Origin of the sequence: Metapseudomonas cellulosilytica, from assembly GCF_049334135.1 — a bacterium.
Lineage (GTDB): Bacteria > Pseudomonadota > Gammaproteobacteria > Pseudomonadales > Pseudomonadaceae > Metapseudomonas.
Genome location: NZ_JBHZGN010000002.1, coordinates 300927 through 324325 on the forward strand (window position 1 = coordinate 300927; position 23399 = coordinate 324325).

The 23399-nt window shown below is 65.0% G+C and carries 23 protein-coding genes; 11 read left to right on the forward strand and 12 right to left on the reverse strand.

Features of this window, described 5'->3' with window-relative positions; translation table 11 throughout:
- Positions 1-136: 136 nt before the first annotated feature.
- From ACFW0H_RS03500 to ACFW0H_RS03520, 5 genes are all read left to right on the forward strand, one after another.
- The gene (locus tag ACFW0H_RS03500; protein ID WP_422912508.1) at positions 137-1564 is read left to right on the forward strand and encodes a di-heme oxidoreductase family protein; all 1428 of its coding nucleotides are present in this window, start codon (positions 137-139) and stop codon (positions 1562-1564) included.
- Positions 1565-1574: 10 nt separating this feature from the next.
- Positions 1575-2639 carry an imelysin family protein gene (locus tag ACFW0H_RS03505; RefSeq protein WP_422912509.1) on the forward strand — a complete coding sequence of 355 codons (1065 nt, stop codon included), beginning with the start codon at positions 1575-1577 and terminating at the stop codon, positions 2637-2639.
- 1 nt (position 2640) lies between these two features.
- On the forward strand, positions 2641-3735 hold the full coding sequence (locus ACFW0H_RS03510; RefSeq protein ID WP_422912510.1) for a DUF1513 domain-containing protein: 1095 nt from the start codon (positions 2641-2643) through the stop codon (positions 3733-3735).
- Positions 3736-4135: 400 nt separating this feature from the next.
- Positions 4136-5290, forward strand: a complete 1155-nt coding sequence (locus ACFW0H_RS03515; RefSeq protein ID WP_422912511.1) for an efflux RND transporter periplasmic adaptor subunit — start codon at positions 4136-4138, stop codon at positions 5288-5290.
- 23 nt (positions 5291-5313) lie between these two features.
- Complete coding sequence (locus ACFW0H_RS03520) at positions 5314-8367, forward strand: multidrug efflux RND transporter permease subunit (protein WP_422912512.1); 3054 nt, start codon at positions 5314-5316, stop codon at positions 8365-8367.
- Between the two features lie 205 nt (positions 8368-8572).
- On the opposite strand, the gene ACFW0H_RS03525 is transcribed toward ACFW0H_RS03520, so the two are convergent.
- From ACFW0H_RS03525 to ACFW0H_RS03555, 7 genes are all read right to left on the reverse strand, one after another.
- Positions 8573-8797, reverse strand: a complete 225-nt coding sequence (locus tag ACFW0H_RS03525) for a hypothetical protein (protein ID WP_422912513.1) — start codon at positions 8795-8797, stop codon at positions 8573-8575.
- Between the two features lie 393 nt (positions 8798-9190).
- Complete coding sequence (locus ACFW0H_RS03530; RefSeq protein WP_422912514.1) at positions 9191-10480, reverse strand: sensor histidine kinase; 1290 nt, start codon at positions 10478-10480, stop codon at positions 9191-9193.
- Positions 10470-11153 (reverse strand): response regulator transcription factor, encoded by a 684-nt coding sequence (locus tag ACFW0H_RS03535; protein ID WP_422912515.1) that lies wholly within the window; start codon positions 11151-11153, stop codon positions 10470-10472. The genes ACFW0H_RS03530 and ACFW0H_RS03535 overlap by 11 nt, the downstream gene beginning before the upstream one ends.
- A 196-nt stretch (positions 11154-11349) precedes the next feature.
- On the reverse strand, positions 11350-12990 hold the full coding sequence (groL, locus tag ACFW0H_RS03540) for a chaperonin GroEL (RefSeq protein ID WP_422912516.1): 1641 nt from the start codon (positions 12988-12990) through the stop codon (positions 11350-11352).
- 48 nt (positions 12991-13038) lie between these two features.
- Positions 13039-13332, reverse strand: a complete 294-nt coding sequence (locus ACFW0H_RS03545) for a co-chaperone GroES (protein ID WP_003454482.1) — start codon at positions 13330-13332, stop codon at positions 13039-13041.
- 196 nt (positions 13333-13528) lie between these two features.
- Positions 13529-13981, reverse strand: coding sequence for an FxsA family protein (locus tag ACFW0H_RS03550; protein WP_422912517.1), 453 nt, complete (start codon positions 13979-13981; stop codon positions 13529-13531).
- A gap of 66 nt (positions 13982-14047) precedes the next feature.
- The gene (locus ACFW0H_RS03555; RefSeq protein WP_422912518.1) at positions 14048-14779 is read right to left on the reverse strand and encodes a HugZ family pyridoxamine 5'-phosphate oxidase; all 732 of its coding nucleotides are present in this window, start codon (positions 14777-14779) and stop codon (positions 14048-14050) included.
- Between the two features lie 104 nt (positions 14780-14883).
- On the opposite strand from ACFW0H_RS03555, the gene ACFW0H_RS03560 reads away from it, so the two are divergent.
- A complete protein-coding gene (locus ACFW0H_RS03560) occupies positions 14884-15642 on the forward strand; it encodes an SDR family oxidoreductase (protein WP_422912519.1) in 759 nt (252 codons plus the stop codon).
- 83 nt (positions 15643-15725) lie between these two features.
- On the opposite strand, the gene ACFW0H_RS03565 is transcribed toward ACFW0H_RS03560, so the two are convergent.
- From ACFW0H_RS03565 to ACFW0H_RS03575, 3 genes are all read right to left on the reverse strand, one after another.
- Complete coding sequence (locus tag ACFW0H_RS03565; RefSeq protein WP_422912520.1) at positions 15726-16691, reverse strand: PA2778 family cysteine peptidase; 966 nt, start codon at positions 16689-16691, stop codon at positions 15726-15728.
- Positions 16691-17098 (reverse strand): PA2779 family protein, encoded by a 408-nt coding sequence (locus tag ACFW0H_RS03570; RefSeq protein WP_422912521.1) that lies wholly within the window; start codon positions 17096-17098, stop codon positions 16691-16693. Before ACFW0H_RS03570 ends, ACFW0H_RS03565 begins: the two co-directional genes overlap by 1 nt.
- Positions 17099-17294: 196 nt before the next feature.
- Positions 17295-17804, reverse strand: coding sequence for a DUF3016 domain-containing protein (locus ACFW0H_RS03575; protein ID WP_422912522.1), 510 nt, complete (start codon positions 17802-17804; stop codon positions 17295-17297).
- A gap of 250 nt (positions 17805-18054) precedes the next feature.
- Between ACFW0H_RS03575 and ACFW0H_RS03580 the strand changes: the two genes are divergently transcribed.
- A complete protein-coding gene (locus ACFW0H_RS03580; protein ID WP_422912523.1) occupies positions 18055-18366 on the forward strand; it encodes a DUF3509 domain-containing protein in 312 nt (103 codons plus the stop codon).
- Between the two features lie 22 nt (positions 18367-18388).
- Here the strand turns inward: ACFW0H_RS03580 and ACFW0H_RS03585 are convergent, their stop codons facing one another.
- Entirely contained in the window at positions 18389-18880 is a 492-nt protein-coding gene (locus ACFW0H_RS03585) for a phosphate-starvation-inducible protein PsiE (protein ID WP_422912524.1), read from the reverse strand.
- A 209-nt stretch (positions 18881-19089) separates the two neighbouring features.
- Here ACFW0H_RS03585 and ACFW0H_RS03590 point away from each other — a divergent pair, with 209 nt between their 5' ends.
- The 4 genes from ACFW0H_RS03590 (at position 19090) to ACFW0H_RS03605 (ending at position 22686) form a co-directional block, all read left to right on the forward strand.
- Positions 19090-20085, forward strand: coding sequence for an MBL fold metallo-hydrolase (locus ACFW0H_RS03590; protein ID WP_422912525.1), 996 nt, complete (start codon positions 19090-19092; stop codon positions 20083-20085).
- Positions 20086-20193: 108 nt separating this feature from the next.
- Positions 20194-20451, forward strand: a complete 258-nt coding sequence (locus ACFW0H_RS03595) for a YebG family protein (protein ID WP_151136672.1) — start codon at positions 20194-20196, stop codon at positions 20449-20451.
- Positions 20452-20822: 371 nt separating this feature from the next.
- Positions 20823-21689, forward strand: coding sequence for a DMT family transporter (locus ACFW0H_RS03600; protein ID WP_422912526.1), 867 nt, complete (start codon positions 20823-20825; stop codon positions 21687-21689).
- Positions 21690-21804: 115 nt separating this feature from the next.
- Positions 21805-22686 (forward strand): sterol desaturase family protein, encoded by an 882-nt coding sequence (locus tag ACFW0H_RS03605; RefSeq protein ID WP_422912527.1) that lies wholly within the window; start codon positions 21805-21807, stop codon positions 22684-22686.
- On the opposite strand, the gene ACFW0H_RS03610 is transcribed toward ACFW0H_RS03605, so the two are convergent.
- On the reverse strand, positions 22683-23360 hold the full coding sequence (locus ACFW0H_RS03610; RefSeq protein WP_422912528.1) for a helix-turn-helix domain-containing protein: 678 nt from the start codon (positions 23358-23360) through the stop codon (positions 22683-22685). The two genes, ACFW0H_RS03605 and ACFW0H_RS03610, sit on opposite strands and share 4 nt — an antisense overlap.
- Positions 23361-23399: the final 39 nt, after the last annotated feature.

Consider the following 23399-nt stretch of genomic DNA (forward strand, 5'->3'; position numbering starts at 1 on the left):
CCTGCGGCCTGCTTGGCGAATGAATTCGCCCCTACAGAAATCCCTTCGCCCTTTTTGCCAAACGCAAATCCCTCTTATTCAAACACCCCAGTCCTGATAAGCTTGCCGCCCTGTTCTCGCCGACCGGACCTCGCCAATGCTCGCTCCACCGGCCCTTCGCCGCCTGTCGCCCCTGCTGCTGGCCCTTGGCCTCAGTGCCTGTGACGACGCGCCGAAGTTCACCCAGGCCGAACCCGGCGAGCACCTGTCCGGCGGCGCCGCGACGGTTCGCCAGTTCGACCACAACGCCTTCTCCATGCCTTCGGCCAATCTCACGCCGATGCGCCGCCTGGACTTCAGCGTCGGCAACAGTTTCTTCCGCAATCCCTGGGTGATCGCCCCCGCCACCACCATCGCGCGCGATGGCCTGGGTCCGCTGTTCAACACCAACGCCTGCCAGAACTGCCACGTGAAGGACGGCCGCGGCCATCCGCCGGCTCCGGGGGCGAACAATGCCGTGTCCATGCTGGTACGCCTGTCGATCCCGGCCGACGCCTCGGCCGAGCACGCGCGGCTGCTGGAGCGCCTGGGCGTAGTGCCGGAACCGGTGTACGGCGGCCAGTTGCAGGACGTGTCGATTCCCGGCGTCACGCCCGAAGGCAAGGTACGGGTCAGCTACGAGCCGGTGCCTGTGAGCTTCGCTGACGGCACCAGGGTGGAGCTGCGCAAACCGCGCCTGGAGATCAGCCAGCTCGGCTATGGCCCGATGCATCCGGACACTCTGTTCTCCGCCCGCGTGGCCCCGCCCATGATCGGACTGGGCCTGCTGGAAGCCATTCCCGAAGCCGCTGTCCGGGCCAACGCCGACCCGGACGACGCAAACGGCGACGGGATCCGCGGCCGCCCGAATCTGGTATGGGACGACATCGCCGGCAAGACCGTGCTCGGCCGCTTCGGCTGGAAGGCCGGACAGCCGAATCTGAATCAACAGAATTTTCACGCCTTCTCTGGTGATATGGGCCTGACCACCAGTCACCTGCCAAAGGACGATTGCACCGCGGCGCAGACCGCCTGCAAGGCCGCGGTGAATGGCGGTACGCCTGAAGTCAGCGACAACATCCTCTCCCTCGTGCTGTTCTACACCCGCAACCTGGCCGTGCCGGCCCGGCGCCAGGTGGACGATGCGCAGGTGCTGGAAGGCAAGGGTCTGTTCCATCAGGCCGGCTGCCAGGCGTGCCACACCCCCAGTTTCACCACCGCGAAAGATGCCGCCGAACCCGAATTGGCCAACCAGTTGATCCGCCCCTATAGCGACCTGCTGCTCCACGATATGGGCGAAGGTCTCGCCGACGGCCGCGCCGAGTTCCAGGCCGGCAGCCGCGACTGGCGCACACCGCCGCTCTGGGGCATCGGCCTGACCGAACAAGTGACCGGCCACACCCAGTTCCTTCACGACGGCCGCGCACGCAACCTGCTGGAAGCCATCCTCTGGCACGGCGGTGAAGCAGAGGCGGCGAAGCAGAAAGTCCTCAAATACGACGCCGAGCAGCGCGCTGCGCTGCTCGCCTTCCTGAATTCCCTTTAAGGAGCCCCGCATGTTCCGCCCCAAACTGCTGTTCACCAGCCTCGCCGCCCTGGCCCTGGGCGCCTGCGCCCCGCAAGACCCGCAAGCGCAGACTGCTGCCGCCCTGGCAAAGGAAGTGATACTGCCGGCCTACAGCCGCTGGGTCGAAGCGGACCGCCAGCTCGCCAGCAGCGCCCTGGCGTTCTGTTCCGGCAAGGAAGACCTGGCCAAGGCCCGTGCCGATTTCATCAATGCGCAGAAGGCCTGGGCCGAGTTGCAGCCGCTGATGGTAGGTCCGCTGGCCGAAGGCAACCGCGCCTGGCAGGTGCAGTTCTGGCCGGACAAGAAGAACCTGGTCGGCCGTCAGGTCGAGCAGTTGATCAAGGCCCAGCCGCAGGTCGACGCCGCCGCCCTGGCCAAGGCCAGCGTGGTGGTCCAGGGCCTGTCCGCCTATGAGTACATCCTCTTCGACAGCAACCTGGACCTGGCCGACAACGCGCAGAAATCCCGCTACTGTCCGCTGCTGGAAGCCATCGGCGAGCGCCAGAAGGGCCTGGCCGAGGAAATCCTCACGCGCTGGAACGGCAAGGACGGCATGCTCGACCAGTTGAGCAAGTTCCCCAACCAGCGCTACGCCGATTCCCACGAAGCCATTTCCGAGCTGCTGCGGGTCCAGGTCACTGCCCTGGACACCCTGAAGAAGAAACTCGGCACCCCCATGGGCCGCCAGACCAAGAGCCTGCCGCAGCCGATGCAGGCGGACGGCTGGCGCAGCGACTCGTCCCTGGGCAGCCTGAGCGCCAGCCTGGCCAGCGCCGAAGCCCTCTGGCTGGGCAAGGACCAGCACGGCATCCGCAGCCTGCTGGGGAACGAGCAGAAGGCCCTGGCCGAGAAGATCGATGCCGCCTACACCGAAAGCCGCAGCAAGCTCGACGCCCTCAAGCAGCCCCTCAGCGAACTGCTGGCCAGCGAAGACGGCCTCAAGCAGCTCAACGACTTCTACGACAGCCTCGACCGCCTCCAGCGCCTGCACTCCGGCGAACTCGCCAAGGCCCTTGGCGTGCAACTCGGCTTCAACGCCAACGACGGTGACTGAGATGCTGCGTCGCCAGGTCCTCACCCTCGCCAGCCTGCTGCTCGGCGCCGTCGGCCTGGGCGGCTGGACCCTGGCCCGCAAGGGCGGTTCCCCCCTGCTGCTCTCGGCCCGCGACGACGCCGACGGCCAGCACTACGCCGTGGGCTACAGACTGGACGGCACCCAGGTGTTCGCCACCCGGGTCGCCCAGCGCTGCCACGACATCGTCGAGCATCCCAGCGAGCCGGTAGCCCTCTTCGTCGCCCGCCGGCCGGGCACCGAGAGCTATCTGGTGGACCTCACCGACGGCCGCCTGCTGCAGACCCTGGTCTCGCAGAAGGACCGCCACTTCTACGGCCATGGTGTGTTCCACAGGAGTGGCGAATGGCTCTACGCCACCGAGAACGACACCACCGATCCCGGCCGTGGCGTGCTCGGCCGCTACCGCTACCAGGACGGCCAACTGATCCACGACGGCGAAGTGTCCACCCACGGCCTGGGCCCGCACCAGGTGTCCTGGATGCCCGACGGCGAGACCCTGGTGGTGGCCAACGGCGGTATCCGCACCGAGGCGGAAAGCCGGGTGGAGATGAACCTCGACGCCATGGAACCTAGCCTGGTGCTGATGCGCCGCGACGGCAGCCTGCTGTCGAAGGAGACCCTGCCGCAGCAGATGAACAGCATCCGCCACCTGGCCATCGGCGCCGACGGCACCATCGTCGCCGGCCAGCAGTACATGGGCGACGCCAGCGACCACGCCGACCTGCTCGCCATCAAGCGGCCCGGCCAACCTTTCCAGCCCTTCCCGCTGGAAGACGAGCAGCGCCTGGCGATGGTCCAGTACACCGCCAGCGTCGCCATCCACGACGAACTGCGCCTGGTGGCCCTGACCGCGCCGCGCGGCAACCGCTTCTTCATCTGGGACCTGGACAGCGGCGCCGTGCGCCTGGACGCGCCGCTGCCCGACTGCGCCGGTGTCGGCGCGGTGCAGGACGGCTTCGTGGTGACCTCCGGCCAGGGCCGCTGCCGCCTCTATGACTGCCGGGGCAAAACGTTCACCGCCACCCCGCTGCAACTGCCCGCGAGTTTCTGGGACAACCACCTGCATCTCGCCTGATTCATCCTGCGGAACTGGTGGAAATCGCTTCGCGATTTCCACCCTACAAAGGCACCGAGGCTTCCCGCGTCCGTAGCCCGTAGCCCGTAGGGTGGACAGCGCTTTTCTGTCCACCAGCGTGGCCAGGTCCTCACCCGGCTGACGGCGCGACTCCATGCCTGGTGAAACGGCACAGGGATATGCCGCCCGCTCCTGGCCCGTTGATCAGGAAATGCCAAATAGCCATCAATGGACTTGTATCGATCTGACGCGATCTTCAGCGATCACCTACTCGCATGACCGTCGATTCCCCTGGAAGCAACGTTCTGCAATTTCTTGTCTTTGACTTGGTCTAACTCTGGTACTAAGGTGCTTCCCTCGCCTATTCCCAGGCCTCTTTTCCCTGCCAAGGAACCGGAATATGTTGCTCCGCCGCATGCTCATCATGCTGGGCGTCGTTGCCCTCGTGGTGCTCGCCCTCGCCGCCTATAAAGGCTTCTCGATCTATCAGCAGATCCAGCGGTTTTCTGCGCCCCAGCCTCCCATAAACGTCTCCGCCGCCGAGTCCGTGGAGGTTCCCTGGCAGAGCCGCCTGCCCGCCATCGGCTCGCTCAAGGCCTTCCAGGGCGTCGACCTCACCGTGGAAGCCAGCGGCACCGTGCAGGACGTGCTGTTCCTCTCCGGTGAAAAGGTCAAGCTGGGCCAGCCACTGATCCAGATGGACAGCGACGTCGAGCGCGCCAGCCTGGCCACCGCCGAGGCTGAACTGGCCCTGGCCCAGGTCGAATTCCAGCGCGGCCGCAGCCTGGTCAGCCGGCAGAACATCTCCAAGAGCGAGTTCGACCGCCTGTCCTCGGAGCTCCAGGCCGCCAGTGGCAAGGTCGCCCAGCTCAAGGCACTGCTGGACAAGAAGCGCATCGTCGCGCCCTTCTCCGGCACCATCGGCATCCGCCAGGTGGACGTGGGCGACTTCCTCTCCTCCGGCACCACCATCGCCACCCTGCAGGACCTGAACACCCTGTTCGTCGACTTCTTCCTGCCCGAGCAGGCCGCCCCGTTGCTGGCCGTCGGCCAGAAGGTGCGCATCAGCGTGGCCGCCTTCCCCGGCGAATTCTTCGAAGGCGATATCGCCGCGCTCAACCCGAAGGTCGAGGAGAGCACCCGCAACCTGCAGGTTCGCGCCATGCTGCAGAACCCCGACGGCAAGCTGCTGCCGGGCATGTTCGCCAATCTCGAAGTGCTGCTGCCGGGCGACCAGGAACGCGTGGTGGTGCCGGAAAGCGCCATCACCTACACCCTCTACGGCAACTCGGTGTACGTGATCGGCGAGAAGAAGAACGCCGAAGGCCAGCCGGAGAAAGGCCAGGACGGCAAGCCGCAACTGGTGGTGGAGCGCCGCTTCGTCGAGACCGGCGAGCGCCGCGATGGCCAGGTGGTGGTCCTCAAGGGTCTGCAGGCCGGCGAGCAGGTGGTGACCTCCGGCCAGCTCAAGCTGGACAACGGCTCCCCCATTGCCGTCGTGCCTGACCAGACGATGGACACCCAAACGGACAACCAGGCCCGCGTCCAGCAATAAGCGCTGGAGCGAAGGAACGGAACATGGCTTTCACAGATCCTTTCATCCGTCGCCCGGTACTGGCGACCGTGATCAGCCTGCTGATCGTGCTGCTGGGCATGCAGGCCTTCAGCAAGCTGGTGATCCGCCAGTACCCGCAGATGGAAAACGCCCTGATCACGGTGACCACCGCCTACCCGGGCGCCAACGCCGAGACCATCCAGGGCTATATCACCCAGCCGCTGCAGCAGAGCCTGGCCAGTGCCGAAGGCATCGACTACATGACCTCGGCGAGCCAGCAGAACGCCTCGGTCATCCAGATCTACGCGCGCATCGGCGCCAACTCTGACCGCCTCTTCACCGAATTGCTGGCCAAGGCCAACGAGGTGAAGAACCAGTTGCCCCAGGACGCCGAAGACCCGGTGCTGTCCAAGGAAGCGGCGGACTCGACGGCGCTGATGTACATCAGCTTCTACAGCGACGAGTTGTCCAACCCGCAGATCACCGACTACCTGTCCCGGGTGATCCAGCCCAAGCTGGCCACCCTGCCCGGCATGGCCGAGGCGGAAATCCTCGGTAACCAGGTCTTCGCCATGCGCCTGTGGCTGGACCCGGTGCGCATGGCCGCCTACGGCATCACCGCCAACGACGTCAGCGACGCCGTGCGCAAGTACAACTTCCTCTCCGCCGCCGGCGAGGTGAAGGGCCAGTACGTGGTGACCAGCATCAACGCCGCCACCGACCTCAAGTCGCCCGAAGCCTTCGGCGCCATCCCGGTGAAGACCGTCGGCGACAGCCGGGTCCTGATACGCGACATCGCGCGGGTGGAAATGGGTGCCGAGAACTACGACTCCATCAGCTCGTTCGACGGCATCCCCTCGGTCTACATCGGTATCAAGGGCACCCCCAGCGCCAACCCGCTGGACGTGATCAAGCACGTGCGCGCCATCATGCCGGAGCTGGAAGAGCAGTTGCCGCCGAATCTCAAGGTGTCCATCGCCTATGACGCCACCCGCTTCATCCAGGCCTCCATCGACGAAGTGGTGAAGACCCTGGGCGAGGCGGTGCTGATCGTGATCGTGGTCGTGTTCCTCTTCCTCGGTGCCTTCCGCTCGGTGCTGATCCCGGTGATCACCATCCCGCTGTCGATGATCGGCGTGCTGTTCTTCATGCAGCTGATGGGCTACTCCATCAACCTGCTGACCCTCCTGGCCATGGTGCTCGCCATCGGCCTGGTGGTGGACGACGCCATCGTGGTCGTGGAGAACATCCACCGGCATATCGAAGAGGGCAAGACGCCCTTCGATGCGGCCATCGAGGGTGCCCGCGAGATCGCCGTGCCGGTGATTTCCATGACCATCACCCTGGCGGCGGTCTATGCGCCCATCGGCTTCCTCGAAGGCCTGACCGGCGCGCTGTTCCGCGAGTTCGCACTGACCCTGGCCGGCGCGGTGATCATCTCCGGCATCGTCGCCCTGACCCTGTCGCCGATGATGTGCTCCAAGCTGCTGCGCCACGACGAGAATCCAACCGGCCTGGCGCACCGGCTGGACGTGATTTTCGAACGCCTCAAGCAGCGTTACCAGCACGCCCTGCACGGCACCCTGAACACCCGCCCGGTGGTGGTGGTGTTCGCGGTGATCGTGCTGTGCCTGATCCCGGTGCTGCTGAAGTTCACCAAGAGCGAACTGGCTCCGGACGAAGACCAGGGCATCGTCTTCATCATGTCCAAGGCGCCGCAGCCGACCAACCTGGACTACCTGAACGCCTACACGGACGAGTTCGTGAAGATCTTCAAGGCCTTCCCCGAGTACTACTCGTCGTTCCAGATCAACGGCTTCGACGGTGTGCAGTCGGGTATCGGCGGTTTCCTGCTCAAGCCCTGGGACGAGCGCGAACGCACGCAGATGCAGCTGCTCCACGACGTTCAGGGCAAACTCGACCAGATTCCCGGCTTGCAGATCTTCGGCTTCAACCTGCCGTCGCTGCCGGGTACCGGCGAGGGCCTGCCGTTCCAGTTCGTGATCAACACCCCCAACGACTACGAGTCGCTGCTGCAGGTGACCGAGCGCATCAAGGCGCGCGCCATGGAGTCGGGCAAGTTCGCCTTCCTCAACGTCGACCTGGCCTTCGACAAGCCGGAAGTCGTGGTGGATATCGACCGGGCGAAGGCCGCGCAGATGGGCGTGTCGATGGAAGACCTGGGATCGACCCTGGCCGTCCTGCTCGGCGAAGGCGAGATCAACCGCTTCACCATCGACGGTCGCAGCTACAAGGTGATCGCCCAGGTGGAACGCGCCTACCGCGACAATCCGGGCTGGCTGAGCAACTACTACGTGAAGAGCGAGAGCGGCGCCATGGTGCCGCTGTCCACCTTGATCAGCGTGCATGACAGCGCCCGGCCGACCCGCCTCAAGCAATTCCAGCAGCTGAACTCGGCCATCATCGAAGGCGTCCCGCTGGTGAGCATGGGCGAGGCCATCGACACCGTGAAGGCGATCGCCCGCGAGGAAGCCCCACGCGGCTACGGCTTCGACTATGCCGGCGCCTCGCGCCAGTACGTGCAGGAAGGCACGGCGCTCTACGTCACCTTCGGCCTGGCCCTGGCGATCATCTTCCTGGTGCTGGCGGCGCAGTTCGAAAGCTTCCGCGACCCGATGGTGATTCTGGTGACGGTACCGCTGTCCATCTGTGGTGCGCTGATCCCGCTGTTCCTCGGCTGGTCGAGCATGAACATCTACACCCAGGTGGGCCTGGTGACCCTGATCGGCCTGATCAGCAAGCACGGCATCCTGATCGTGGAGTTCGCCAATCAGTTGCGCCGGGACAAAGGCCTGTCCCCCCGCGAGGCAGTGGAAGAAGCCGCTGCCATCCGCCTGCGTCCGGTCCTGATGACCACCGCGGCCATGGTGTTCGGCATGGTGCCACTGATCATCGCCACCGGCGCCGGCGCAGTGAGCCGTTTCGACATCGGCCTGGTGATCGCCACCGGCATGTCCATCGGCACGCTCTTCACCCTCTTCGTCCTGCCCTGCGTCTACACGCTGCTGGCGAAGAAGGATCTGCACCCGGCGGGCCAGCCGGCTGCGAGCCATTGAGCCCCGGCACGATGAAGAAAGCCCCGCGATTGCGGGGCTTTCTTTTTGTGGTGAGGTCTTCCCGTAGGGTGGACCACGCTTTACCGGTCCACCAGCGGAGCCAGGCCAGGGCACGATGGTGGATGGAAGAAGCGCTATCCACCCTTGGAGAATCCCCTGCTGACAAAAAACCCCGCTGTCGCGGGGTTTCCTGTGAATCCAGTGCTTATTCCTGGCCGCGCAGTCCCTGGGACAGGCCGAACATGAACAGCAGCAGATTGTGGTCAGGCCTGACCTGTTGCTTCAGCCGCGCGTTAGGCGGCAAGGGGCAGTAGCCCAGCCCGTTGACGCTGACCACCGAGGGCGACGGCTGATGCCAGGCAGCCACCGCCAGAGAAGCAACTCCCAAGGCGCCGACGAGAAACATAGCTCGCGTGACTTCTAACTTCATGATCGCAACCCCTTGATAGCGCTGCCAAACGCTGCTTCATAACCGTAGTTCAGACTTATCCACTCCGCCTCATCCAGTGACGAATGGCGCCTAAACTGCCACAGGCTGCCTCCCGGCGCTTGACCGCTAGACGGCCGGTCCGGGCCCGGACAGGGTCCGGCGTGGCCTCCCCGGGGCAGTCAAGGTCGCCTTGCGGAGGACGCGATTCCCTCCTCGCACAGGCCGCAGAGGGTAGCTGCCAATTGTTGCAGGAATAGGCGCCGGCCCTCTTCGCGACAGACTCGGTCACCCCAGGCAGGTTGATCGGAGCGAACCGGCCCTCCCACGCTGAAGGACGGCACCAGGGTACTCAGGTCCCGGTCAAAGGCTGGTCAAAGGCAGGTGAAAAAAGCGTCAAGGCGCGGGGTCAGGCTGCCCCTTCAATTCCACTTCGAATCGGCAGCCGGTGGGTTCCACCGCGGTCAGGCTGACGGTCCAGCCCTGGTTGTCGCAGATCCGCTGCACCAGAGAGAGCCCCAGTCCCAGGCCGTCGCCGCGCCGCGCGGGACCGCGGACGAAGGGACGGAACATGGCCTCGCGGTCCGCTTCGGGGATGCCGACGCCGCTATCCTCGACCACGAACCCTCGATCTTTCAGCACCAGGCGAATGCTGCCAGTGTCGGTGTAGTGCAACGCATTGCGCAGCAGGTTGCCCAGCACCGAACGCAGGAAGGAGGCGTTGTAATGCTCGTCCTGCAGCGCGCCGGAGCGGTACTCGAAACGCAAGCCCTTGTGCTCGATGGGCTCGCGCCATTGGCTGGCCAGTTCGTCGGCGACGCTATTGAGACTGGCCTGGGGCGCCAGGCTGGCTTCATCGCGCTGCGAACGCGCCAGCATCAGGAAGGTCTGCACCAGGTCACGCATTTCCTCGGTAGCGCGGGCAATTCGCTGTACCTGGGCGCGCGCCCGGGCGTCGAGGCTTGGGTTTTCCACCAGCAGCTCGCAGGAACTGGCCAGCACCATCAGCGGCGTGCGCAATTCATGGCTGACATCGCTGGTGAACAAGCGCTCGCGGTTGAGTACCTCATGCAGGCGGCCCAGGGTGTCGTCGAAGGCCTGGGCCAACTGGCCGACTTCGTCGGCGGCGTAGTCCGGCGCCAGCGGCGGCGCCATGCCCAGCAACTGGTCGCGATGACGCACCTGGCCGGCCAGGCGTACCACCGGCTCGATCACCTTGCGCGCGAGCAACCAGCCCAGCAGCAGTGCCAGCAGTACGCTGAGGCCGAAGCCGACCATCACCACCCGGTAGAGCACCTGCTCGCGGGCCTCGAAGTCGCTCTGGTCCTGCATCATCACATAGCGGCGGCCTTCGATCTCGCGAACCAGCGCGTGATAGGAATTCTCACCCTCGAAGACTTCGTGAAAACCCAGCTCCAGGTCGGCCAGATTCTCGGGAATGGCGTAGGGCACGGGCCCTTCACTGCTGTAGAAGCGCGTATCGCTGTCCAAGCTCGGCGGACGGCCCCTGGCGATGTTCTGGCTGAGGACGCGGTTCAGCTCGTTGTTCAGATCGCGGGAAATCAGCTGTTCCTCGATCACATGCACCACCTCGATGATGCCCACCGCGAACGTGCCGCCCACCAGAGCGGTCATCAGCACGAAGGCGATGAGGATCCGCCGTGCCAGGCTCTGCCTAAACTCCATCCGCGGACTCCGCCAGCCGATAGCCCAACCCATGCAGGGTGTGCAGCAGCGGCTTGCCGAAAGGCTTGTCGATCACCTGGCGCAACTGGTGGATGTGGCTGCGCAGGCTGTCGCTGTCGGGGCAATCGTCACCCCAGAGGGCTTCTTCGAGCGCTTCGCGACGCACCAGGTGCGGGCTTTTCTGCATCAGCACGGCGAGCAGCTTGAGGCCAATGGGGTTGAGTTTCAGCGGCTTGCCGCCACGGCTGACCTCGAGAGTATCCAGGTCGTAGCTGAGGTCGCCCACCTGCAGGGTGCGCTTGCCGCCCCCCTGGGTACGGCGTAGCACCGCCTCGATACGCGCGGCCAGTTCGGAAAGGGCGAAGGGCTTGAGCAGGTAGTCGTCGGCGCCGGACTTGAAGCCCTGCAGGCGGTCGTCCAGGGCATCGCGGGCGGTGAGCATGATCACCGGGGTATCGCGGCGGGCCTCCTCGCGCAGGCGGCGGCACAAGTTGTAGCCATCCAGACCCGGCAACATGATATCGAGCACGATCAGGTCATAGTGTTCGCTGCTTGCCAGGTGCAGCCCGGAGAGCCCGTCTCGCGCGCAGTCGACGCCATAGCCCTTGAGTTCGAGGAAATCGACCATGTTGGCCAGGATGTCGGAATTGTCTTCGACCAGCAGGATACGCATCGGCTGAGCTCCATTCATCTTTACACTGAGGGCCAGTTGCCGGCCCGAGCGCCTTTGACCGGGCCGGGGGGGCCGGCCGGTGTTCCGATCGGCGCATGTCGCCCGATCATACCCATGCTCCATTGCATGGCGCATTCCCCGGGAAAGAAAAAGCCCCGCATCAGCGGGGCTTCTTCGGACCGGATGGCCGGGTGGCTTACATCATGCCGCCCATGCCGCCCATGCCGCCCATGTCAGGCATTGCCGGGCCGGCCTTGTCGTCAGCCACTTCGGCAACCATGGCCTCGGTGGTGATCATCAGGCCGCCGATGGAGGCAGCAGCCTGCAGCGCGGAACGGGTGACCTTGGCCGGATCGAGGATACCCATCTCGATCATGTCGCCGTATACGCCGGTAGCAGCGTTGAAGCCGTAGTTGCCGGAACCTTGCTTGACCTTGTCAACCACCACGCTCGGCTCGTCACCGGCGTTGGCCACGATCTGGCGCAGGGGCGCTTCTACAGCACGACGCAGCAGGGCGATACCGACGTTCTGGTCTTCGTTGTCGCCTTTCAGGCCTTCGATGGCCAGCAGGGCGCGAACCAGGGCAACGCCGCCGCCAGGTACCACGCCTTCTTCGACGGCAGCACGGGTAGCGTGCAGGGCGTCTTCAACGCGGGCCTTCTTCTCTTTCATCTCGACTTCGGTAGCCGCACCGACCTTGATCACGGCAACACCGCCGGCCAGCTTGGCCAGGCGCTCTTGCAGTTTTTCCTTGTCGTAGTCGGAAGTGGTTTCTTCGACTTGCTTGCGGATCTGGGCAACGCGGGCTTCGATGTCAGCCTGGGCGCCAGCGCCGTCGATGATGGTGGTGTTTTCCTTGCTCAGCACAACGCGCTTGGCGTTGCCCAGGTGCTCCAGGGAAGCGCTTTCCAGGGACAGGCCGACTTCTTCGGAAATCACGGTGCCGCCGGTCAGGATGGCGATGTCCTGCAGCATGGCCTTGCGGCGGTCGCCGAAGCCCGGAGCCTTGACGGCAGCCACTTTCACGATGCCGCGCATGTTGTTCACAACCAGGGTGGCCAGGGCTTCGCCTTCCACGTCCTCAGCCACGATCAGCAGCGGACGGCCGGCTTTGGCAACGGCTTCCAGGACCGGCAGCATTTCGCGGATGTTGGAGATCTTCTTGTCGACCAGCAGGATCAGCGGGCCGTCCAGCTCGGCGACCATGGTGTCCGGCTTGTTGATGAAGTAGGGGGACAGGTAGCCGCGGTCGAACTGCATGCCTTCCACGACGGACAGTTCGTTTTCCAGGCCCGAGCCTTCTTCAACGGTGATCACACCTTCCTTGCCCACTTTCTCCATGGCTTCGGCAATGATGTTGCCGATGGACTCGTCGGAGTTGGCGGAGATGGTACCTACCTGGGCGATGGCCTTGGTGTCGGTGCAGGGTTTGGCCTGCTCTTTCAGCTGGGCGACGATGGCGTTGGTGGCCTTGTCGATGCCGCGCTTGAGGTCCATCGGGTTCATGCCGGCGGCAACGGCCTTCAGGCCTTCGTTGACGATGGCCTGAGCCAGGACGGTAGCGGTGGTGGTGCCGTCACCGGCAGCGTCGTTGGCCTTGGAGGCCACGTCTTTCACCAGTTGGGCGCCCATGTTCTCGAACTTGTCTTTCAGCTCGATTTCCTTGGCAACGGAAACGCCGTCCTTGGTGATGGTCGGAGCGCCGAAGCTCTTGTCCAGAACCACGTTGCGGCCTTTCGGGCCGAGGGTGGCCTTGACGGCGTCGGCCAGTACGTTCACGCCGACCAGCATTTTCTTGCGAGCGGAATCGCCGAATTTGACTTCTTTAGCAGCCATGTTGATTGATCCTCAATTCTTTTGTGATTAGACGGAGATTCGCGGAGCTCAGGCTTCGACGACGGCGAGGATTTCGTTCTCGCCCATCACCAGCAGCTCTTCGCCATCGACCTTGATGGTGTTGCTGCCGGAGTACGGGCCGAACACCACCTGGTCACCGACCTTGACGGCCAGCGGACGCACTTCGCCGTTGTCCAGCAGGCGACCGGTGCCCACAGCGACGACTTCGCCACGGTTCGGCTTCTCGGCAGCCGAACCCGGCAGCACGATGCCGCCAGCGGTCTTGGTCTCTTCTTCGCTGCGACGGATGACGACGCGGTCATGCAGAGGACGAAGCTTCATTGTCGATCTCTCCCAATACTGTTTTTTCTTTCTACCGGTGCGGGCACCGGCGGGTTGGTAATGTCCGGCGGGGCCGGTTGCGGCGCTAAGGGCGCGCCGCTGGAATCAGACCTGCCCTCGGGCAGGAACCTTGCGGTGACTGATACATAGGGGCGCCCAGAGGCATTTCAAGGGCACGCGCAAAAAAATATGCACTTTATTGATCGCGGCGCTCGTATTCGCCTTCGATCACGTGCGGGCGGGTCTGGCCGCTGCGTGCGGCCAGGTCGTCGGCAAAGGCGCGCTGGCGCATGGCCTGGATCTGGGCACGCTCGCGCAGCTTGCGGATGAACAGGCGGCGGGTGAAGGGAATCAGGCAAAGCAGGCCGAATACGTCGCTGATGAAACCCGGCAGCAGCAACAGGCCACCGCCGACGGCGATCAGCAGGCCTTCGAGCATTTCCTGCTCGGGCACCTCGCCACGGGCCAGGCGCTCACGGGCGCGCCAGGCGGTGGCGACTCCGGCCACCCGCAGCAGCACGCTGCCGAGCACGGCGGTGCCGATGACCAGCAGCAGGGTAGGCAGGACGCCGATCACGCTGCCGACCTGGATCAGGACGGCCAGCTCGATCAGCGGAAAGAGCAGGAACAGAAAGAGAAAGGCGCGCATCAGGGGTTTCCTTGGTGGAAGATCAGCTTCCGATACCCCACTACATGAAGCCGCCCTCCCCCCAATTCAAGCCTCGACCGTTCCGCCGGTCGGCCAGGATTCGGCGCGAGCCAGTTGTACCAAGGCCTGACGCACAGCACCTGGGTTGTTACAGGATGTTGGGAACGGAAGCCAGTGAAGCGTCTGACCGATACGTAGGTGAAATCCTTCAGTGTCGATCCCGACCATTTCCGCTGCGGGTTCCTTCGGCAGCCCGGCCAGATCCACGTAATGAGCGATGGCGTTGGCGTGGTCGCTGTTCATGTGCTCCAGCATGCCGATTTCCGCATCACCGGCGAACGCATTGGCCAGCACCAGTTGATCCACCCAGTGGATGGCGCCGAAGCCGCCGATGAAGCGGGCCCGCACCGGCTCCAGGCGCCAGAAGTCGAAATCGTGGGTGCGGTGGTAATCCACCGCCTGGGGAAAATAGCGGTAGTAGCGGGTGGCGGCGGCTTCAACTTCGACGGCGTCGCTGATCTGCCGCGCCTCGGCCAGCAGGGTCAGGCGCCCGGCAGCCTGGACGTCCTCGGCGCCGCGCTCGCCGACCAGCAGCGAGCATTTGGCGTCCTTCTGCAGGTTGTGGGTGTGCTGGGCGATGCGGCTGATCAGGATCAGCGGCCGGCCCTCGGCATCCAGGCAGTAGGGCACCACTGATCCGAAAGGGAAGCCCGGCATGGCCTTGGAATGGGTGGATAACACCCCACGGTATTCCTTGAGCAGCAATTCTCGTGCATGCTTTGCGGCTTTCACGCTCACCTTATGACTCCTCGCAGAGAATCCGTCTAAAACGGACGAGCGCCCAGAATAGCGGTTTACCGGCGCCAGCGGGGGCAAAGCGACTGTTATTCGAGGGGATTCGCATGCAACTGAAAGACAAGGTCATCATCATCACCGGTGGTTGCCAGGGCCTCGGCCGCGCCATGGGTGAGTATCTGGCGGCCAAGGGCGCGAAACTGGCCCTGGTGGACCTGAACCAGGAAAAGCTCGATGAGGCCGTAGCCGCCTGCAAGGCCGCCGGTGGTGACGCCCGCGCCTACATTTGCAACGTGGCCAATGAAGAGCAGGTGACCCACATGGTCGCCCAGGTGGCCGAGGACTTCGGCGCCATCAACGGCCTGGTGAACAACGCCGGCATCCTGCGCGACGGCCTGACCATCAAGGTCAAGGACGGCGAGCTGACCAAGATGAGCCTGGCCCAGTGGCAGTCGGTGATCGACGTCAACCTGACCGGCGTGTTCCTCTGCACCCGCGAAGTCGCCGCCAAGATGATCGAGCTGAACAATGAAGGCGCGATCGTCAACATCTCCTCCATCTCCCGCGCCGGCAACATGGGCCAGGCCAACTACTCCGCGGCCAAGGCCGGCGTCGCCGCCGACACCGTGGTCTGGGCCAAGGAACTGGCGCGCTACGGCATTCGCGTGGCCGGCGTTGCCCCGGGCTTCATCGAAACCGACATGGTCGCCAGCATGAAGCCGGAAGCCCTGGAAAAAATGACCTCCGGCATCCCCCTCAAGCGCCTGGGCAAGCCGATGGAAATCGCCCACTCGGTGGCCTACATCATGGAGAACGACTACTTCACCGGTCGTGTCCTGGAACTGGACGGCGGCCTGCGCATGTAAGGCTCGGCTCCATGAAAAAGCCCCGCAATCGCGGGGCTTTTTCGTTTCCGGCAAGGCGCTTTCTCGCAGGTTGGCGCCCTACCTCACTGGCGGATCACCGCACCTTCCCCACACACCGGCAACGCCTCGCACTGGACTTTGCCCGTGGCCGCAGCACCCAGCGGCACCGCCAGGCGCGAATCGTTGGGCGCCAGCTGCCGGGCACAGGCGCGAGCCTGGCCAGCCTGGGCCGCGCAGCCCTTCTCGTTGAGCACCTCGGATAGGTTGAACCAGCCCAGGGCGTAATCCGGCTTGCGCTTCAGGCTTTCCCGAAGGGCCCGTTCGGCGCCGTCGCGATCGCCTTCGGCATAGCGCGCATTGGCCAGGGCGAAGAGCGGCAAGGGTTCATCCGGCCAATGCTCGGCCGCGGTGCGATAGGCGCGTTCGGCCACCGGACGCTGGGCGGTTTCCTCCAGGTCGCTGGCCGCCTTGAGCCAGGCTTCCAGGCGCGCCTCGGCCGGCAAGTGATCCGCCGGCACGGTCACCACGGCCCAGCGCTCGGCTCGCTGCCAGGTGCGGTCGAAGCTGCGCAGGTCGGTTACCCAGCGCTTGGTGGTACCGGATCGCAGTACCAGCTCCCCCCTCGCCCGGTCGAAGCCGACCACCACTGCGAAATGCCAGCGCGGCAACCAGTCCAGGCCGAGGTTCTGCATCACCAGTACCGGATTGCCGCCTGCCACCTGGGCGAGCAACGCGTCCAGGTTCGGCTCCAGCGGATACACCAGCATGCCATGCTGGCGTGCCGCAGCCACCAGCTCCAGCTTCAGGCTGCCCTGCCGCGCCGGCAGGTAGACCTTGGGCACCAGCGCCTCGGGTGTCGTCTTCACGCCACGCTGCACCAGCACGGTCGCCAGCGCGGCGGGGCCGCACTGGTAGATCTCCTGCGGATAGAACGGCGTCTGGATCAGCTCCACACGCTGCGGCAGGTGGTCGCTCTGCGGGGAAAGCAGCGGCTGCTGTCCGGCACAGCCGGACAGGATCACGGCCAGAGCGACCAGCCAGACGCGCATCAGTTGATGCACTTGATGAAGCTGAAGATGTCAGTGGCGCACAGCATGTCGGTGATGATGAAGATCACCAGGAACAGCACGATGATGCCCACCCAGCCCCCTGCCGGCTCCTGCTCCAGGCGCTGGTTGAACTGCTGCAGCTCGGCCGGCGTCAGGCTGGCGATACGCGCCTCCACCTGCTCGCGCGGCACGCCGAGGGATTCGAGCTTCTGCTGCACCTCTTTGTCATCGAGCATGGCGCGCAGCTGGGCCTGGTCGACCGGCTGGTGTTGCGGCAGTTGTTGTTCCTGCATGGCCTGCGGCGTGCCGATCATGGCAGCCTGGGCCACGGGCATCTGGGCGAGGAAGACGAACTGGCTGGCAATCAGGAAGGACGCCAGACGGCGATTGCAGGAACGCGAAAGCATGAGGGTTTCTCCAGGTTTGTTGGCAATTGACCACACGTCGGTTTTTGCGGTTCCCGCAATCCAACGCGCAAAGTGAGAATTTCTTCACGTTTTCAGATTATTGCGGAATCCGGACGGGCAAATGCAAAACCTGTGAAAGCACCTGTGGGGTGAATTCACTCGCCAAGCGGACCGCAGGTCCGCCCTGCAAGCCAACTCAATACGACACCGTCTTGTCCTTCGGGCCGATATTCCAGCGGAACCAGTCGTCCAGCATGGTTTTCTCGTAGCGCAGGCTGTCGTTGCTGAAGTAGGTGTTGCCGTGCTGCAGGTAGGTCTGGTCGATCACCGTGGCGTCGCGGCTGACCAGGGTCTTGCCGTCCTGCTCCAGGCTGTAGTGCAGCTTGATCCGCGGCCAGGTCACCTCACGCATCAAGCGCACATTCTGGTAGTTCACCCGCCAGGGCTCGTACCGGCCGGCCAGGTCGATGTCGAGGATGTCCACCTTGAGGGTCTGCCCGGGCTGCAGGTAGCGCTTGCCCAGTTTCTCGATATGGGCCTTGAGGTCCTTCAGCACGAAGTCATCCGCACCGCGGCCGTAGTCGCGGTACAGGCGTGCGTCGCTGTACTTCTCCGGATGGGTGAAGCTGACCTCGGTTGTGGATGCCAGCGCGGCCGGGGAAAGGATCAGCACGGCCAGCACGATGAGGGGCAGCGTGGGTCGCATGGAACACCTCCTGGCGGTGATGCGGGGCTCGCCGCCAGAATCAGTGTACGCCCGTCGCTGCGAACGGGAAGCAGCACCAGTCGAGCGGGTCGGAGCAGCGCCACCACGCTCGTCCGTGCCGGAACGACTCCATTCAGGCTATGCGCGACATCCGGTCGGATAGGGCAGGCGCCGCCGGTCATTGCGGTTCGAACTTTGCAGTTCTCCTGGCGTCCATCGACACATCGCTCGATCAACCAGGTGACAGGCCATGTACAACCCCTTCCAGATCCTCACCGACGCTTTCCAGGCCGAATACCGGGTCAACCTCAGCCTTGAAAGCCAGGGCGGCAACATCATGCTGACCCTGACCAACGAACGCGGCGTGGTGGCACGGCGCATGATCAGCGCGGCCCAGCGCAACGACCCGGTACGCCTCAAGCGGGTGATCGAGAGCATCCGCCTGGGTATCGCCATCGAGAGCGGGAACAAGGTGGGCGAGTTGCTCACCAGCATGACCGGCGGCTACGTGGCACCGGTACGTACGGGACAGGTCAACGTCGCACAGATAGCGCGCGTCTGATGCACGCTATCTGTGCACGGGCTCAGGCTTCCTCTTCCGCCTCGACCTGACGCGCCAGGCTCCGCCTGCGCGGCGGGGCGTCCGTTTGCACGGACGGGAAACGCGAAGAGGCATAACGCACCACCAGGATGGCCAGGGCCAGCAACAGGATGGCACCGGAAACGAACACCGCGCCCAGGTCCGGGCGATGGTGGTGCGAAACGTCGGAGATCAGCAGCCGCGTCAGCGCAGTGATCGCCACGTAGATCAGGAAGCGCACCGGCATGTGGTTGGTCTTGAAGTAGATACCGACCATGGCGCCCAGTTCGAGGTAGATGAACAACAGGAGGATGTCATCCACCGTGGCATGCCCCTTCTCCACCATCCCCAGGAAGGCCACCACCGCCGCCCAGGCGGTGATGCCGCCGATGGCGAACAGCGCCAGGTAGTGGAAGCTCTCCACCAGCAGGTTGCCCAGCGATTCGGCCAGGCCATGCACGTTTTCGCGCAACTCTTCAGCCCAGTTGATCTTCACGATGCAGCTCCTTGGTACGACGAGCCCGATGGTGACGGGACAAGGTGACATTGGGGTTATGCAGGATGGGGGCCGCGGCAGGTCTCGCGCCACGAGGCAGGTTGTCGCAGCCCTTACCGCCAGGTGGGTCACGCAGGAAAAGCTGCGTACTGGACAAGTCCGGGGCGCAGCCCGCATAAACACGATTCGTCAAGAAAAGGAGCTTCGCCATGATCCGCCCGCTGCATCCCCGCCATGCCCTCCTCGCTGCCCTCGCCCTGGCCCTGCCATTCACCGCCCCCATCGCCGCCCAAGCCGCACCGGTGGCCAAGCAGCAGACCCAGGTACCCGGCTTTTACCGCATGGCGGTGGGTGAGCTGGAAGTCACCGCCCTCTACGATGGCTACGTCGACCTCGGCACCGAGCTGCTCAAGGGCGCCCGCGCCGAAGACATCCAGAGCCTGCTGGCGCGCATGTTCATCGAGTCGAGCAAGGGTGTGCAGACCGCGGTCAACGCCTATCTGATCAACACCGGCAAACACCTGGTGCTGGTGGATACCGGGTCGTCCAAGTGCTTCGGCCCCACCCTCGGCGGCATCCTCGGCAACCTGAAGGCAGCCGGCTACCGAGCCGAGCAGGTGGACAGCGTGCTGCTCACCCACCTGCACCCCGACCATGCCTGCGGCCTGCTGGATGCCGAGGGCAAGCCAGCCTTCGCCAACGCCACGGTCTTTGTCACCAGGGACGAGGCCGGCTACTGGCTGAGCCCCGAGGCAGCCGCCAAGGCCCCGGCGGATTCAAAACCGTTCTTCGAGATGGCGCAGAAGGCCGTGGCCCCCTACCAGGCCGCCGGCAAGCTGAAGACCTATGCCCCTGGCGAAGCCCTGGTCGAAGGCGTCAGCGCTGCCCCGTCACCGGGCCATACCCCCGGCCACAGCGGCTACCTGTTCAGCTCCGCGGGTCAGGGCCTGCTGATCTGGGGCGATGTGGTGCACAACCACGCCGCCCAGTTCGCCAACCCGGATGTGGCCATCGAATTCGACGTGGACAACGCCAAGGCCATCGCCAGCCGCAAGCAGGTATTCGCCGCGGCCGCCAAGGACAAGCTCTGGGTCGCTGGCGCCCACCTGCCCTTCCCCGGCCTCGGCCACGTGCGCAGCGAAGGTGAAGGCAAGGGCTATGCTTGGGTTCCAGCGGAATACGGGCCGATCCGCAGCGATCGCTGAAGTCGGTCGGCAGGTGGAAATGTCCTACGGGGTATTTCCATTTGCCATCATTCCGAATACTGTATGCACATCCAGTATTTTCCAACCGATGAAGGTGAGGGGTGATGAATGGCCGTCGAAGTGGTGTACCGCAGCAGCCGCGATCCGGAGCGCCTGTTCATGGATAAGGCCGAAGCCGACCGTTACGACAAGATGCTCGAACTGGCCGAGTCCCTGGCCGAAGTCCTGCAGAAGGCGGTGCCATCCCTGAGCGAGCAGCAGGTGGAAGACATCGGCATCTTCATGGCCAAGCACCGCGACACCTTCGCCCGCGCCTTCAAGAACCAGCCCGACGCCCTGGCGGAGCTGGAACTGCCCGGCGAGTGATTTTCCCCTGCCCTCCCCCGTTCCTGGGGAGGGTTCCTTTTTCCCAATTGACGCCCGGACCGGGAAGGTCTAGTTTCGCCAGGACCCCATTCCGGGGCCCATCCTCTTCGGCGAAGCCCAGATGCCCAACAACGCAAGCGCCCATTTCGCGATGACCACCGACCCCCTCGGTGCCCGCCTGCGCGCCTGCCTGTCGCCGATGTCCCCACCTGTCGCACCGCCGCCTGCCGTGCGGGCCGGCTTTCCGCCGCCGCCCCCATACGCGCTGCTCGGCTGATCACCAGCCGCTGAAACCGCTCCGGTCCTGACCTCAATCGGTCGGCGTTCGCGCACGCCGGAGCCTGTTGCTGCTCACTGACAGGTGAACATTCATGACGTTGGACAAATCCGTCTGGGGCTCGCTCGCCTCGACTTCGCTCTTCGTGCTGCTCTGGAGCAGTGGCGCGATCTTCGCCCGCCTGGGCCTGGACCATGCCTCGCCCTTCGCCTTCCTCACCCTGCGCTTCGCCCTGGCCTGCGGCACGCTATTGCTGGTCTGTGGATGGCGCCGCCAGGGACTGCCGGAACGCGGCAGCCGGCTGAAGGTAGCGGGCATCGGCCTGCTGCTGATCGGCGGCTACACCATCTGCTACCTGCTGGCGCTGGATCATGGCCTCACCCCGGGTGTGCTCGCCGCGCTGCTCGGGGTGCAGCCCATTCTCACCCTGCTGGTAATGGAACGACGCTTTCCCCTGGCGCGCCTGCTGGGACTGGCGATCGCCCTTGGCGGGCTGGTACTGCTGGTGTGGCAGAGCATCGGCCAGGCCCAGGCCTCCACGCTGGGGCTGGTCTATGGCTTCGCCTCCCTGGGCAGCATGACCTTCGGCGCCATCCTGCAGAAAGGCCTCAAGCAATCGCCCATGCAGCTGCTGCCGGTGCAGTACGGCGCCAGCCTGCTCGCCTGCCTGCTGCTGGTGCCCTACAAGCCCTTCCACTTCGAGGCGACCCTGGACTTCGCCATCCCCCTGTTGTGGCTGGCCCTGGTGATCTCCGTGCTGGCGCAGCTACTGCTCTACCGGCTGATGCAGGCGGGCAACCTGGTGAACGTCACCAGCCTGTTCTACCTGGTGCCGGTGGTCACGGCAGCGATGGATTACCTCTTCCTCGGTAACGCCCTGGCGCCTCTGGGTATGGCGGGAATGGGCGGGATACTGGCGGGCCTGGTGCTGGTGTTCAGCATGGGCAAGAGGAACGACTGAGGCTAGCCGGGCGATTCCCCTCCGGCGGGAATCGCCCGGCCCACCTTGCGCGGTTTCTTCAATCCCGACCGGTTCCCGAGCGCCACGCTGGAGGCCCTGATCAAGGAGCCTTCCCATGCGCTCACTCTTCGCCTGCCTCTACGCCCCACTGTTCCTCGCCGGCTTCCTCGCCCTCGCGTTGTGGACCGCTGCCCATCACCCGCCCTTCTGGCTGGTGCTCCTGCTGCTCCCTGCCATCGCCCTGTCCTTCCTCGCCGAAGCCTGGCTGCCTTATGAGCCGCAGTGGAACCGTCCACGGGGGGACCGCGTGCGCGACGGGCTGCATGCGCTGGTCAACGAAAGCCTCAACCTGCTCGGCGTGGCGGCCGTCCCCATGATCGCCGTGTGGCTACCGGACCTCGGCGCCTGGCCGGAGCATTGGCCCCTGGCGCTCCAGCTGCTGCTGGCCATCCTGATCGCCGACCTCGGCCTTACCCTGGTGCACTACCTCAGCCACCGGGTGGAGCCGCTCTGGCGCCTGCACGCCGTGCACCACAGCGTGGAGCGCCTGTACGGTTTCAACGGCCTGATGAAGCACCCGCTGCACCTGGCCGCCGAGGCGCTGGCAGGCACCGCGCCCTTGCTGGCGCTGGGGATGACGGAGCGGGTAGCGGCGCTGCTCGCCTTCGCCATCGCCCTGCAACTGCTGCTGCAGCACAGCAACGTCGACATCCGCGTCGGTCCCCTGCGGCACCTGTTCGCCTGGGCGCCGGTGCACCGCTTCCACCACATGAAGTACGGCCGCGCTGGCGACGTTAACTTCGCCCTGTTCTTCAGCTTCTGGGACCGCCTGCTGGGCACGGCCTTCCACAGCGACTACCCCATGGGCGGCGATGACCTGGGCATCGGCAGTCGCCCGGACTATCCCCGGGACTACCTGGCCCAACTGGTCGAACCCTTCCGTCCCCAGCCCCACGGGACGAACCCGCAAGCGCCGGATGGATTGCGCCGTACCTAGTCGATCAGCCTCAGCGTCAGCCGCGCCAGGTTGCGGTCGGCGCGGATGCCGAAGGTGGCGCGCATGGTGCGCGAAAAGTGCGCGGCATCGGCGAAGCCGGCGTCAAAGGCGGCCCGGGTCAGCGACTGTCCTTCGAGGGCGAGACGCAGGGCCAGGCGCAGACGACGCCAGAGCACCAGACGCCGTACCGAGAGCCCTACCTGATCGCCGAACAACCGCTCCAGCTGGCTAAGGGAAAGGCAGGCCTCGCGCGCCAGGACCTGGGCGCTGATCTTCTCGGCCAACATGGCATCGAGGGCGGTCAGGGCCCGTTCGACACGCGGATCGAGCTTGATCCGGGGAGCGGCCAGCAGGCGTTCCGCCAGATCATCGAGTTCAGGCATGGCGCCTTCGATCGTCGCCCGCAAGGTGGCCAGCGACAGGCGCAGCGGTTCGGCATAGACCGCCAGCACGGGCTGGCCGGGTTCCACCAGGGCATGTTCGCGCAGGGATTCGACGAAGTGCAGGTCCGCGCACTGCGACTCGCCCTCCAGCAGCAGGCACACCGGCCGCTCACGGGCCAGCAGCACCTGATGGGCATAGTGGGCATGGGGGCCGGCGCTGCCCGCATGGCCATCCAGCAAGCAGAAATCCCGTGCCAGCCAAAGGGCGCCCCGCCATTCCGTGCCTGCCAAATCCGCCTCCGTGCTCGTGCTGTCGATCGATGGAAGAGG